The organism is Pseudobacter ginsenosidimutans, assembly GCF_007970185.1.
In the GTDB taxonomy this organism is placed as follows: Bacteria; Bacteroidota; Bacteroidia; order Chitinophagales; family Chitinophagaceae; genus Pseudobacter; species Pseudobacter ginsenosidimutans.
This window is the reverse complement of record NZ_CP042431.1, coordinates 6,704,925-6,719,017: the sequence shown is the minus strand read 5'-3', so window position 1 is coordinate 6,719,017 and position 14,093 is coordinate 6,704,925. Positions and strand designations below refer to the sequence as shown.

Annotated in this window: 12 protein-coding genes; 6 read left to right on the top strand and 6 right to left on the bottom strand. The window is 49.5% G+C overall.

All coding sequences use genetic code 11. The annotated features are described in order from the left end of the window. Positions 1–3 precede the first annotated feature (3 nt). On the top strand, positions 4–429 hold the full coding sequence (locus tag FSB84_RS26295) for a hotdog fold thioesterase (RefSeq protein WP_130540813.1): 426 nt from the start codon (positions 4–6) through the stop codon (positions 427–429). 89 nt (positions 430–518) lie between these two features. Here FSB84_RS26295 and FSB84_RS26290 read toward each other — a convergent pair whose 3' ends face one another. Continuing rightward, positions 519–1,142 carry an NUDIX hydrolase gene (locus FSB84_RS26290; protein WP_130540812.1) on the bottom strand — a complete coding sequence of 208 codons (624 nt, stop codon included), beginning with the start codon at positions 1,140–1,142 and terminating at the stop codon, positions 519–521. A 64-nt stretch (positions 1,143–1,206) separates the two neighbouring features. Here FSB84_RS26290 and pyrE point away from each other — a divergent pair, with 64 nt between their 5' ends. Both pyrE and FSB84_RS26280 read left to right on the top strand, forming a co-directional pair. After that, a complete protein-coding gene (pyrE, locus tag FSB84_RS26285; protein WP_130540811.1) occupies positions 1,207–1,842 on the top strand; it encodes an orotate phosphoribosyltransferase in 636 nt (211 codons plus the stop codon). A gap of 28 nt (positions 1,843–1,870) precedes the next feature. After that, positions 1,871–2,233, top strand: coding sequence for a heavy-metal-associated domain-containing protein (locus FSB84_RS26280; RefSeq protein WP_130540810.1), 363 nt, complete (start codon positions 1,871–1,873; stop codon positions 2,231–2,233). Positions 2,234–3,260: 1,027 nt separating this feature from the next. Here the strand turns inward: FSB84_RS26280 and FSB84_RS26275 are convergent. Next, a complete protein-coding gene (locus tag FSB84_RS26275) occupies positions 3,261–3,713 on the bottom strand; it encodes an LEA type 2 family protein (RefSeq protein WP_130540809.1) in 453 nt (150 codons plus the stop codon). 401 nt (positions 3,714–4,114) lie between these two features. Between FSB84_RS26275 and FSB84_RS26270 the strand changes: the two genes are divergently transcribed. The 3 genes from FSB84_RS26270 to FSB84_RS26260 all read left to right on the top strand — a co-directional run bounded on the left by FSB84_RS26270 (position 4,115) and on the right by FSB84_RS26260 (position 9,255). Beyond that, positions 4,115–4,630, top strand: coding sequence for a WbqC family protein (locus FSB84_RS26270; protein WP_158644127.1), 516 nt, complete (start codon positions 4,115–4,117; stop codon positions 4,628–4,630). 92 nt (positions 4,631–4,722) lie between these two features. Next, positions 4,723–8,229, top strand: a complete 3,507-nt coding sequence (locus FSB84_RS26265) for a PKD domain-containing protein (protein ID WP_130540807.1) — start codon at positions 4,723–4,725, stop codon at positions 8,227–8,229. Positions 8,230–8,232: 3 nt separating this feature from the next. Further along, positions 8,233–9,255: a PorP/SprF family type IX secretion system membrane protein gene (locus tag FSB84_RS26260; protein ID WP_130540806.1), complete on the top strand. Its 1,023-nt coding sequence runs from the start codon at positions 8,233–8,235 to the stop codon at positions 9,253–9,255. Positions 9,256–9,261: 6 nt separating this feature from the next. Here the strand turns inward: FSB84_RS26260 and FSB84_RS26255 are convergent, their stop codons facing one another. From FSB84_RS26255 to FSB84_RS26240, 4 genes are all read right to left on the bottom strand, one after another. Continuing rightward, complete coding sequence (locus FSB84_RS26255) at positions 9,262–10,236, bottom strand: hypothetical protein (protein WP_225979895.1); 975 nt, start codon at positions 10,234–10,236, stop codon at positions 9,262–9,264. Further along, on the bottom strand, positions 10,170–11,174 hold the full coding sequence (locus FSB84_RS26250; RefSeq protein ID WP_147122369.1) for a M56 family metallopeptidase: 1,005 nt from the start codon (positions 11,172–11,174) through the stop codon (positions 10,170–10,172). Before FSB84_RS26250 ends, FSB84_RS26255 begins: the two co-directional genes overlap by 67 nt. 4 nt (positions 11,175–11,178) lie before the next feature. Further along, positions 11,179–11,562 (bottom strand): BlaI/MecI/CopY family transcriptional regulator, encoded by a 384-nt coding sequence (locus tag FSB84_RS26245; RefSeq protein WP_130540804.1) that lies wholly within the window; start codon positions 11,560–11,562, stop codon positions 11,179–11,181. Positions 11,563–11,833: 271 nt separating this feature from the next. After that, positions 11,834–14,080 carry a sodium-translocating pyrophosphatase gene (locus FSB84_RS26240; RefSeq protein WP_130540803.1) on the bottom strand — a complete coding sequence of 749 codons (2,247 nt, stop codon included), beginning with the start codon at positions 14,078–14,080 and terminating at the stop codon, positions 11,834–11,836. Between the last annotated feature and the right edge of the window lie 13 nt (positions 14,081–14,093).

Sequence of the window (14,093 nt, the reverse complement as noted above, 5' to 3'; positions counted from 1 at the left end):
CGTATGATCTGGTTCAAAAAAGACCTGCAGCTGAACGATATTCACCGGATGCGGGAGAATAATATGGCTGAGCATATCGGGCTCGAGTTCACGGAGCTTGGGCCAGATCTGATCAAAGCCCGGATACCGGTAGATCATCGTACCAATCAACCATATGGTATCCTGCATGGCGGCGCATCCTGCGTGCTGGCTGAAACCCTCGGCAGTATTGGCTCCGCGCTGGTGATAGATACAGGAAAGTTCATCTGCGTGGGACTGGAGATCAATGCCAATCATATCCGTAGTGCGTCTGAAGGCTTTGTTACAGGTACGGCAACTCCAATTCATATTGGACGTTCAACACATGTTTGGGACATTAAGATCCACGATGACAATCAGAAACTCATTTGCATCAGCAGGCTGACTGTAGCCATTCTTCCGAAGAAATAACTGAGTATTGCCAGGGGCGATGGAATAGAAGTCACTCACCGGAGGCGAGCGATGAATCACTGAATCACTGAATCACTGAATGAATAATCTTAGAATCCTGCTTTTTGCAGACATTCCCTCACTGAAGGGAAGGTATTTTTCGTGTATTCTTTTAAAGCTTTCGCATCGGCCCATACCAGTTCCGTGATCTGCTCCTCCAGTTGTGGCACCAGTGGCTGTGATTTAGGAGCCGTCATATTGAACCAGAAAGTCTCTTTCAGGATATGATGCCCTGCATCATCGTAGGTGTGATAAGTGGTGGTGAGGGGAGTTCCCAGGGTAACTTCGGCCAGTCCGGTTTCTTCCTGTACCTCGCGTAATGCGCTTTGGGCGGGCGTTTCGCCCGGGTCCATCTTGCCTTTGGGCAGATCCCATTTGCCGCGGCGGAACATCATCAAAACGGCTTTGTCTTCGTTCTGCACCAGTCCTCCGGCCGCCTGAATGAGCATGAATTTGCGCCAGAAGGCTTTTTTGAGTTGATCGATATCGTCGTGGAAGTAAATTCCGGCATGCACTTTTTCCTGTTTCATCTCATGGATCATGGAATTGACGCCCGGAGCGGAGAGCTCATCCATGTAAACGGCATCATCGTGATGGGCAAAGGGAGCGATCTCATCCGTGATGGTATCGGTCAGGAATAAAGGCTTGTCGTTAAAGTATATGATAATGTGCATAAATAATTTTCGCTTTTCCCTTTTCAAATTTCAATTTCGCCGCAACCAGGAATAAATCAATATTATGGCACCGAACAAAAAAGCAGTCGCTGAAAAGTTATTACAAATTAATGCTATTAAATTAAATCTCGGGCAACCATTTACCTGGGCTTCGGGATGGAAGAGCCCGATCTATTGCGATAATCGCAAGGCACTGAGCTTTCCTTATATCCGTGAATTTGTAAAATCTGAAATGTGTAATGTGGTATTTGAAGAGTTCCCTGATGGAGAGCTGATGGCCGGTGTAGCCACTGCTGGTATTGCCTGGGGCGCTATGGCGGCAGACCAGCTGAAGCTGCCTTATATTTATGTTCGTCCAAAACCGAAAGAGCATGGACTGGGCAATCAGATCGAAGGTTATTACACATCCGGACAAAAAGTGGTAGTGATCGAAGACCTGGTTTCTACCGGTAAAAGCAGTCTCCAGGTGGTGGATGTGCTGAAGAATGCCGGTCTGAATATCGTTGGTATGGTCAGCATCTTTACTTACGGATTCCCTGTTGCAGCAGAAGCTTTTGCAAAGGCAGGGGTGGAATACCGCTCACTCACCGATTATCCCACCCTGATCGAACTGGCCATTGAAAAAGGTATCGTGAGCAGGGAACAGGAAGGCATTTTGTTAAAATGGCGCGAGGACCCTGCGAACTGGCAGGGGAAATGAGTACATTTGGAGTAAATCGAATACTGTTATGAAGAAACTCCTGTTACTCATGGTGGCCGTTCTGGGGATCACTGCAATGGGGTTGGCCCAGCAGAAAAAAGGTAGCCAGACTGTAACCATTCAAACCCCCACCGTTCAATGTCAGATGTGCAAAGAGCGCATGGAGAAATATCTCCTTCGTGAAGAGGGCGTGCAAAAAGTGACTGTAGATTTCAGGAATAAGAGAACAAAGGTCACTTTCCTTGCCGAGCGTCAGAACATCGAGAACATCAAGGCCGCTATCGCCAATATTGGTTATGATGCGGATGATGTGAAAGCAGATGAAGAGGCGTATAAAAAGTTGCCCAGGTGTTGTCAGAAACCGGCAGACGGGAGCGAAAAAAAACAGTAATAATTTTTCAGATAAGTGAAGGGCTGACCGTTAAGGTTGGCCCTTTTTTGTTTGGCGGATACCGGCTGGCCCGGGGGATTCTTCGTACAGAGGGCCACCGTTGCTTTGGATTTTTCAGGCAATATCCGGCTCCTTCAACCAGGCAAAATACTATCCCGGATCTGCAGGTTTTTGGTGAGATTTAATTTCTGCTACAGCTTCTTTCTGTATTATTTGGGGCGGAAAAACGACGGATCATTGCCGGACATGGGAAGAAAGAAATGTGGATTTGCTCTCTGATTTTTGATTTCCACGAACAATCCGGCCAGCATCATCTCCTCTCATTTTTGATTGGTGCCGGAACTTTTTTGTCTCTGAAAATCTGGTAATAGCCTATAGGTTCAATAGAATTTTCCTTTGTTTTCTTAGCGTAAAATATCGTGACTATGGGCGCTTCCGCGAGGAGAAAATGGTGAGCAGAAAGCCTGGTTATGAAAAAATAGCTGCTGTAATGTCAGTTGAATGTAGAACTACCCCCAACCGTTAGTAGCTGAAAAAAAGCACTGGCAGCAGGTAAATTCCAAAATTCAGACCTGCGATTTCGAAAGTACAACCGTCTTATTATCCGCTGGAATTCGGAGCGGAGAGTGGTAAAAGGAGATCTAATGGGCAGTCCGGAAATCCATTTTTTCATTTTTTGAACCGCCTGGCAATGATCCCGATTTGAGGTTTTCCGCCCAGTATATTTTTTGAAAGATGGATAATCTTACGGTGAGGTTCAGTTGATTTTCTGAGCGGGATCCTCCCGGATCTTTCGGTTGAATGATGAAAATTCCAGGCTTCACTGACCTGGCAAACCTCTCCGGATTAAAGTAAATCGTCATGCAAATTGACCCGCTTCCGGTTCGTTCATTCCCTCTTTTTGACTCCCGGCGCTTCAGAATTTCCCCTCTTCCAGAACCCTGAAAATTGAAAAAACAGCAACTCCAGGCAAAAAAAAATCCGGCGGATTACCGCCGGACCAATTCATTTGAAAAGGCTCAAAATATCAAAATCCGAGCTTTTGCTTCCCTTCATATTTGATAGGGTAATTGATAAAAATTCCACTTCTTCCAATTTTCGCACTCCCTTCCAGGCGGATCATCACTTCTTCCGAACTGAGATTTTGGAGGAGGCTGATCCCGGTATTCGCCATGTCGACAGTCAACTTTACGGGCATCATAAAAGTGTCCAGTTTCGGAATTTTCAGGGTGCTGTCGAATGTGGATTTTCCGAAATACCGGTCGTTCACGAAAACGTTCACTTCGGCATTTTTCAGGGTCAGGGGGTAGCGATTGGGATTGTAATATTCCACATCAACGGCTACCGTCGATTCCTTCCATCCCATACTTAACACCTTCACATTCCGGATACCCAGATAATCGAGAGAGGTCGGCTTTGCACATCCCATCCAACCCAGCCAAAGGAGTGGGAGCAGGAGCAACCAGGGCGCTTTTTTCATGCAGGAGATTTTATGGACCACAAAGTACCGGATTAATTTTTTCTGCCAAAAAGGAGTTGTACTTTTAGGAATTTGTTTGCTAATTCTTTTAGAAAAATCAGAGCGACAAACCGACAGTTTGGAGGAATTCAGGGGACTAAAATATTTAGATTTAAAATTTAATTGTAAATAGCTATTTCTAAATAAGATTATGAAGGTTATTGGTGATTTAAATCAAATTTAAGACAGACCAAAATCGTCCGTAATTACAAGATTTTTGAGCGAGATTGAACAGAATTTGAAAAATAGGAATTGTAATGAAACTAATTGTTGATTGTCAGTATTTTGCGCCGGTTATCTTATGGCGGATTTCTACAGATTTGAAACATATTGTTTTTGATCCATATGATCGCTATCAAAAAATGAGTTTTCGTAACCGGACGGTGGTGCCGGGCTCCAATGGTCCCATCCTTCTCAGTGTTCCCCTGGTGGATGGCCGGGAACAAAGGAGGCCCATGAAAGAGGTCCGGATCGCCAATGATGCGGCCTGGCAATCGCAACATTTCAAGACTCTCAAAAGCTGCTATAACCGGAGCCCCTGGTTCCAGTTTTTTGAACATGAGCTGGCTGAATTATATGAGAAAAATTTTGAATGGCTGCTGGATTGGAACCTGGCCTGCTGGCAATGGGCAGCTTCAAAAATAGATGGGGATTTTACGATGGAGCTGACCACCGGGTACCAGGAAAATTATGACCCGGCCGAATGGCTCGACCTCCGGAATAAGGTGCTTCCCCAAACCATCAATCAGACATTCCCGGACCCGGTAAAGTATAGCCAGGTTTTCGAAGACCGGCTCGGATTCATTCCCAACTGCTCAGTCCTCGACCTCATTTTCTGTGAAGGAAAAAATGCTCGCCGGTTACTTTCGAAGGACTGATCTGCCCACGCATATCTACAAATTTGTATTTGATATTTTTTATATATTGAGGACCAGGAAGGCGACTGCTTACCCGCTTCCTGATCACCTGCATGTCAAGAATCCTGCTGCTGGCCGGTCTGCTTTTTTGTTCTTTTGCCTGGGGGCAGGACTTCACCAATAAAGGGAAGGAGTTCTGGCTCGGCTACGGGAACCATCAACAAATGTATACGGCCAGTTTGCCGGGGATGGATATTTATATTACTTCGGATGTGGACACAAAAGTGCTGGTAGAGATCCCGGCGATGGGTATCACTATCGGAACATTTGAGGTGAAGGCCAATCAGATAACCGTGGTACCTGAACTAACCCATGATGCATTCCTGAACCAGGAGGGGATCAGTAATAAGGGGATACATATCCTGGCTGAGCATCCCGTTGTTGTATATGCGCATATCTACACAGCCCTGGCCACAGGCTCCAGTTTGTGCCTTCCTGTCAGTACCATTGGCCGAGAATATTACTCCGTAAACTTCACTCAGATCGCTCAGCCGGGCCCAACGAATGAGAGCTCTTACAGTTATTTTTTCGTGGTGGCCATCGAGGATAATACCGAAGTAGAGATCATTCCTGCAGCCACCGGTTTGTCGGGTTCGATGGTTGCCGGGCAGGCGTATACCATTCGTTTGAACCGGGGCCAGGTATTCAATTATTTGTCGAGGACCGATCTCACGGGCTCCATTATCCGCACCCGGAATTCCGCTAACGATTGTAAAAAGATAGCCGCCTTTTCGGGCAGCGGGAGGCTGGGGATCGGATGCGGAACGGTACCTTCTTCCAGCGATAATCTCATTCAGCAACTGTATCCAAAAACTACCTGGGGCAGAAAATTCCTGACCGTTCCCAGCGCTACCCGTCCGGGAAATTATTACCGGATCATTCGTCCTGATCCCGGTACCCGGGTTAGGGTAGACGGGGTGCTGATAAATCCTGCTTCCTTCAGGAACAATCTCTATTATGAGTTCAATGATGCGCTGCCGCATGTGATTGAGGGTGATCGCCCCATCCTGGTTGCCCAGTATTTCACCAACAATAATTGCGGGGAGATCACCAATAATGGTGACCCGGAAATGATCCTGCTGAACCCGGTGGAGCAGGTGATCACCCATGCCACGATGCTGAGTATGCGGCTGATCAACGATGCCAACCCCATTCATTTTATCAATGTGTTGTTGAAGAACCAGCCGGCGGCTATCAATAGTTTCACGCTCGATGGTCAGTTCAGGGCTTCGGATTTTCAACCCCATCCCGTGGATAGCCGTTATGCCTATGCGCAGATCCGGGTGGAGCAGGGTACCCATACAATTGCCTGCGATACGCCCTTCAATGCCATCGCCTATGGTTTCAGTCAAAATGAATCCTATGGATACTCGGCAGGCACCAACCTGAGCGATCTCCACCAGTATGTGACCGTTGAGAATGATCATTCGCCCATCAATATACCGGCCAGTTGCCGGAACTCGCCTTTTGGCCTGGCCATGACATTCCCATATCAGCCTGCCATGATCCATTGGATCTTCGGGACTGAATTGAATGCTCTCGGCATCCGGGATTCCCTGATCAATAACCCGGTTTACGATTCAACCTGGCTGGTGGATGGAGGCGTCAGGCTTTATCGGTACCGGCTGAAAAGAGAGCACCGGATCAGCCGACCGGGCAATTATGCTATCAGGATACAGGTGATAAATCCAACTTCGGATGGTTGTACAGGTGAGCAGCTGATCAACTTTGATTTCCAGGTCTTTGAAAAACCTGTCGCCAGCTTTTCGGTTACACATAACGGATGTATTACAGATGATGTACTGATAAAAGGAACGAGCCGCGACAATGGCCGTCCACTTACCAATTGGTTCTGGAGTTATGGCGATGGCCGGAGGTCTACAGGCTCAGCAGATCAAGTCATCCGGTATGCGGCTGCCGGCAATTACAATATCCGTCATGCTGTTTCCACTGATATCGGCTGCACTTCCGATACGGCTGTGAGGCTGCTCCGCATTTCGCCGCCACCAACTGCCGCCTTTGAGTTCCGTGACCCGGTCTGTGAGCAGCGGTCTGTCCGCATTGCCAGTACATCCACCAGTGTTGGCGACAGGCTGAGTTCCTGGGAATGGGATCTCGGTGACGGCCAAACGCTGCGGGCTGCTAACGGTAACCCGATAACTCATCGCTATGAAGAAACCGGCAGCCGTACGATCAGCCTGCAGGTAACCACTGCCAGGGGGTGTCGGAGTGAGCGGGTATCGCAAACCGTTATGGTGAACCCTTTGCCGCAGGTGAACTTTGGATTTCCTGAGGTGTGTATCGATGATCCTCTGGTTAAGTTTTCCGACTCCAGCTCCATTGCCGATCATTCGGAAGATCAATTCAAATGGCTTTGGCAATTCGGTGATAATCAAACGTCGGCTGACCAGCATCCCGGTCATGTTTATGCGCAGTCAGGCAATTACCAGGTACGCCTGCAGGTGACCTCGAAGGATGGTTGTGCGGCCAATATTCAAAAGAGAATTACCGTCAACGGCAGGGTGCAGGCTGCTGATTTCGTGTTGCCTGCCGGGGCGCTCTGCGCCAGTTCGGAACTGGTGATCCGCGAAGCTTCCAGGATACAGAGCGGAAAACTGAGCAGTCTGAGTATCTGGTGGGACTACGACCGGGACCCTACCGTTAAGACAGTGGATGAAGATCCGGCTCCCGGTAAACAGTATGCGCATAAGTATGATGATTTCAATAACCCTCCAACGCGTGATCATAAAATTGTATTTGAAGTCCATACCGGGGAGGCCTGTCTGGGTACCCTTACGCGAACGGTTACCCTAAAAGCCAGTCCGGTAGTTGCTTTCGATGGCATGAGCCCGGTTTGCGCGGAATCGCCGCCGTTAGTGCCTCCTGCCCGGGAAACACTGGGCTTTCCCGGCAATGGCGTTTTCTCCGGACCGGGTATGGACCCGCAAGGGTATTTCCATCCTGCAGTGGCAGGTACGGGTACGCATACACTGGGTTTTCGCTTTCAGGCCGCCAACGGATGCAGCGCTTCTGCCACCCAAACCATTACCGTGAACCCGACGCCCACTGCCAATGCGGGGCCGGACAAAGGCATTCTGCCGGATGGAGTTGCTGTCCTCGATGGCAGCGGAACAGGTGAGGGGATCCGTTATTCCTGGCTGCCTGCTGATCAGTTTCGCGACCCGTCGCGCGCACAGCCATCGGTATCTCCCAAAGAAGATTCACGGTATACATTGGTTGTTTCGAGCAGGGATGGCTGTAAGGCCAGCGATGAAGTTTGGGTGAAAGTATTACCGAAGGTAGTAGTGCCCAATGCGTTCACACCCAATGGTGATGGTATCAACGAAACATGGGTGTTGCTTTACCTGGAATCCTATCCAAATTGCACGGTGGACGTATTCAACCGTTATGGTCAGCGCGTGTTCCATTCCACCGGTTATGGCCGTGCCTGGGATGGAAGATTGAATGGCAGCCTGCTGCCGGCAGGTACTTATTACTGGGTGATCGATCCTAAAACCGGCAAAGGATTGCTGAAAGGATCGGTGACCATCATACGATGATCCATGAAATGCTTTTCTATATTTCTACTTTTTTCCCTGATGCGATTGCTGGTATACGGACAGCAGCAACCGCATTATTCCCAGTACATGCTCAACCAGTATATCCTCAATCCAGCGCTGACCGGCATCGAGAATTATACTGATATCAAGGTCAGTCATCGCCACCAGTGGGTGGGGATCGATGGTGCTCCTGTGACCACTTACTTCACTGCGCATATGCCTTTGGGTAAGCAGGACTTTCGTACTACCCCCACTTCATTCCGCATTCCCGGTGAGAATCCGAGAGGGAAGGCATATTGGGAGTCTTATACCGCGGCGGAGCCACATCATGGTATCGGCATTCAGATGATCAACGATAAAACGGGGCCGCTCAACCGCTTCTCAGGATACCTGACCTATGCCTATCATCTGGGGATCAGCGCCAAAACCAGCCTGGCAGCGGGCTTTGGAGCAGGAGTAAATAATCTGCGATTGAATACAGGAAAACTGGACTTCGGGATCGTTACGCCGGTAGACCCGGCAGTATATGAGAACAGGAGCCTCAATTATTTCAGACCGGATTTCAGTGCAGGGGTCTATCTCTATTCTGCGGATTATTTCCTGGGGCTGTCGGCCCGGCAGATCATTCCGCAAAAGCTGAAGTTTTCAGACAATAGCGTTACAACCACTGAAGGAAAACTGGTGCCGCACCTGTTTGCGACTACTGGTTACCGTTTCCTGCTCACGGATGAGTTCAATCTTCTGCCATCGGTGATGGTGAAATACATCCGGCCGCTGCCCGTGCAGGCGGACCTTAACCTGAAACTGCAATACCTGGACCTTTGCTGGGGAGGCGTGAGTTACAGAACGGGAGAGGGCTTTGCCGCGATGTTGGGCCTGAATATTTCCAATGCCCTGAATATCGGTTATGCATATGATTACACCACCACGCGTTTGAGTACGGTGAGTAAGGGAACCCATGAGCTCATGATCGGGTTCATCATCGGAAATAAATATGGGAGCTGGTGCCCGAAGAATGTCTGGTGATGAAGATTAAATGTCCACGGACTTGTTCCTGATCGCTTTTTTCAATTCAGGTTTCGCGTTTTCCATCAGACGCTCTTCCACGATCTGTCTGCGTAAAGCATCCTGTTCAACACGCTTTTTGGCGCGGTCGCGCTGAAAGTTTTCCAGTTTTTTCTGCCATTCGGCCTGTGCTTTCGCATACATTGCGCGCACATCTTCGGCAGTATTGATGGCTCCTTCGCAGAGGCGTTTCATAGTGATCTCCATGAATGCCCTATGCAGTTCCTGGCGGATCTGGTTGGCGTGGAGCTCGATGCCTTTCTCTTTCAGTTCGTTTTCCAGCCTGGTCAGGTCCACTTCTTTCAATGCTGTCATAGCACGGGTAATGGCTTCTCTGGCCTCAGCCTGCAGTTTGTTGGCCTCTGCAAATATTTTGGGAGTGCAGCTGTCCTGCATGTATTGATAAGCGAAACTGTTACGGGGAACATAAGGCTTGATCTCTGCTGAGTTCTCAGGTTCACAAAGAACGGCGGCCTGGTTATTGGCGAGGGTGAAATCCCTGGCTTCAAGAGTTAGCTGGTTACTTACAGCAGTGATCTGGATCTGAAATTGTACCTGGTGCTGTTGTGCTGCTGCCTGCCGCTGTTGTTCTTCTATGAGGCGTTGTTGTTCTGCCAGTTGGCGTTCCACCATACCTGCGATCTCAATACTGGCTGCGAGGCGGAGTAACTGTTCTGCTTCGCTGGCTGTGAGAACATGAAGTGATGGAAGAGGCTCAAGTGTTTCAACGGGCTGAACGGGAGCGCAGGTTTTTTTCTGTTTGGAGGCTGTCGCAGCTTTTTTGGGAGCTTCCTTCTCTTCGGGAGCGGGCTCATAACTGGCAAACTGCGGCGCGGCTTCCGTATTGAACACAACGGGATAGATCTTATTGACGATCACATTGCCCGGGTTGTACAAACCAACGAATCCGAACAGCAAAGCTGTGAGCAGGTAAGCCACCATACGTTGACTAACGGGGGGCATACCTGTTCCTGGTGGAGGATGCGTTTCACACGATGCAGAAGCGCGGGTGTTTTACTCCCGGTGGCGGCTACTGCCAGCGTCTGTTGTGTGGCGGAGCGCTGTTGCTCCAGTACCAGCAGGGAAGTGGCATATTGTGCGGGATCGTAGCGGAACTGCAGTACCAGGTCGTCGCAGCTGTTCTCGCGTTCGCGGCGGATGGTGGCGGAGATCCATTGTGCAAATGGATTGAAGAACAGGACCACGTCTGCACAGGCCATTAAAATATTGATGAGATAATCGTTGCGTTTGATATGTTTCAGCTCATGCAGCAGGATGGCTTCTGTTTGCTCCAGGCTGAGATGATTCACGATGGAGATGGGCAGCAGGATCACGGGTTTCCAGAAACCCAGTGTCATGGGAGCTTCAGCGGCGGCAGAGAGCCAGAGCGCCACTTTTTTATTGATGCCCATATGGGCTGCAGCCTGCTGGAGAAATACGCGCAGTTCAGGCGCGGCCTTTACCATCTTAGCTTTCAGTAATTGACGTGTTTGAAGATAACGATAATAAAAACGGATGAATAACCAGACCGCTGCAAGGAGATAGCCAATAGACAGGAAGGGGAGTGCTGATTCGATATTCCTGGAAAGATTGCCGAAGAAACCGTGATCTGTTACAGGAGCTGCTGCACCCTGGTACCAGTTGTATACAACCGGTTCGGCAGCGGCTTCGTAAAAATTCATCACCAGTGAAACCAGGAACCAGAGTGAACCTCCGGCGAGTGATAACAGGGCAATATTATGCCGCTGGTGGGATTGAAAACGTTTTCCATTAGCAGTCAGCACTACGTATAACAACCACAGCAGTCCCATTTGCCACAAGCTGTCTATTAATGACCATCCCAATGCTTTGAGGAAAGCGGATTGGTAAACTTGGTTCATCCTTCTATTGTTTTTTCAGGTTGTTGATCATTTGCTGGATGGCTTCCAGTTCTTCGGGAGAGGCTTTGTGATTGCCCAGCGCCTGCATCACCATGGCAGTAGGCGATCCGCCGAACAGCGTATCGATCATCTTGCCCACCAGGTGCTTCTGGGTTTTCTCCCGGCTCACGGTTGCCTGATAAATATGCGTTTTCACGCTGTCATCTCTTTTCACCAGTCCTTTTTCATGCATGATCTGCATCAGCTTGAGCGTGGTGGTATAACCTGCTTCTTTGTACTTCAGCAGTTCCTCATGTACTTCGCGGACACTGGCTGTTCCTTTTACCCACAGCACATTCAGTATCTCCAGTTCGCTCTCTGTGGGCTTGATGGTTTTTGTGTTGGCCATAACCGATAAAATGATTTGCCTCAATTTACGATATGTTTCGTAATAAAAAGTTAACAAGCTCCTACAATTTGCCCCCTATTGTGGATAAACCAATGGGATATTAAATAGATGGTGGTATATGAAGGTTGAACGGAGTGGACTAAAATGTAAAAGTCCCCGTATGGAAATACAGGGACTTTTGGTATTTGGTATGATATAGTGCTTAGTTATGGACGACAAAGATAAAATTCCCGGGGATATTTTCAAAGTTTATCCCTTAAAATTTCCAGGATTATTTTGTCGAATAAACAACGGCATTGTCTGCTGTAGCTATAACTCCGGCCTTTGCAGTGGTAGTGTTTTCCACTTTTTGGGCTGGAGCTTTCACTTCAGGAATGCCGTAACCATGGATCTGCGCCAGCGTGGGTGCCACTACCAGTGAAACGATCGACATCAGTTTGATGAGGATGTTCATGGAAGGACCGGAAGTGTCTTTGAACGGATCACCTACGGTATCACCTGTAACAGATGCTTTATGCGGTTCTGATTTTTTGTAATAGATCTGTCCGTTGATCTCAACGCCTTTCTCGAAAGATTTCTTTGCATTGTCCCATGCGCCACCGGCATTGTTCTGGAACATACCCATCAGTACACCGCTCACGGTAGCGCCTGCGAGGAAACCTCCGAGTGCTTCAGGACCGAAAGCAAAGCCCATGATCAATGGAGAGAGGATAGCGATTGCGCCGGGCAGCATCATCTTTTTAATAGATGCGTCTGTAGAGATGGCCACGCATTTGTCGTACTCAGGTTTGCCTTTTCCTTCCATGATGCCTGGGATCTCGCGGAACTGGCGGCGTACTTCTTCCACCATACTCATGGCTGCTTCTCCCACCGCCCTGATGGCGAGTGCGGAGAAAATGAAGGGGATCATTGCTCCTACGAAGAGTGAAGCCAGAACATCGGCTTTATAAATATTGATAGCGTCTCCGAGATCGTAACCATTGTTCTTGATCACGCCTACATAAGCTGCGAAGAGTGCAAGAGCGGTGAGCGCTGCGGAAGCGATGGCAAAACCCTTACCAGTAGCCGCAGTTGTGTTACCTACTGCATCCAGTACATCAGTCTTTTCACGCACTTCTTTGGGGAGCTCGCTCATTTCAGCAATACCACCTGCGTTGTCTGCGATAGGACCGAAGGCGTCGATCGCCAGCTGCATCGCAGTGGTGGCCATCATACCGGCAGCAGCGATGGCAACGCCATACAGGCCTGCGCAGGCATAAGAACCATAGATACCGCCTGCCAGTACGAGGATGGGCAGGAGGGTAGATTCCATACCTACTGCCAGACCACCGATCACGTTGGTGGCATGTCCGGTGCCTGACTGACGAACGATGCTCATCACCGGGCGTTTACCCATTGCCGTATAGTATTCAGTGATGATGCTCATGAGTGTGCCTACTGCGAGACCCACACCGATGGCGCCGAGTACACCCCATTTGGTGAACTCATGTCCGCGGAGGCTCATCGTTTCAGGAAGGATCCAGTAAACCAGTCCAACAGAAGCGATGGCGGTGAGCACGATCGAACCCCAGTTACCCATGTTAAGGGCTTTCTGAACAGCGTCTGTGCTGATACCGGCTGAATCGCTGATGCGAACGAACCAGGTTCCCACAATAGAGAAGAGGATACCGATACCGGCAATCAGCATCGGAAGAAGAATGGGGCTCAGTCCACCGAATGCATCAACTGCAATGGTTTCCTGCCCGAGTACCATTGTGGCCAGCACAGTAGCCACATAGGAACCGAAGAGGTCGGCTCCCATACCGGCAACGTCGCCCACGTTATCGCCTACGTTATCGGCGATGGTGGCAGGGTTGCGCGGATCATCTTCAGGAATGCCTGCTTCCACTTTACCTACGAGGTCGGCGCCAACGTCGGCAGCCTTGGTGTAGATACCTCCGCCCACGCGGGCGAAGAGTGCGATTGATTCAGCACCGAGGGAGAAACCTGTGAGTACTTCGATGGCTTTCACCATGTCTGCACTGTTCACGGAAGAACCATCGGGAACCAGCAGGGCCTTTACTATGATGAAGAGACCGCCCAGGCCGAGTACAGCCAGACCGGCTACACCCAGTCCCATTACGGAACCTCCTGTGAAGGAAACGGAGAGGGCTTTCTTCAGACTGGTGCGGGCAGCATTGGCGGTGCGAACGTTGGCCTTGGTGGCAACGCGCATACCGATGAAACCAGCAAGGGCGCTGAAAAATGCTCCGATAACAAATGCAATGGCGATTGACCAGTGTGAGTGCGGATTGGAACTGGCCATGAATCCGAGGAGAAGGGCTACGATCACTACAAAGTAAGCCAGGATCTTCCATTCTGCTTTCAGAAAGGCCATGGCGCCGTCGGCGATATAGGTGGAGATCTCTTTCATCCGATCACTACCAGCGTCCTGTTGGGAAACCCATTTGAATTTTACCAACGTGTACAGGAGCCCGAGAACACCCATCGCGGGAACCAGATAAATCAGTTTATCCATAAGCAATTCAATT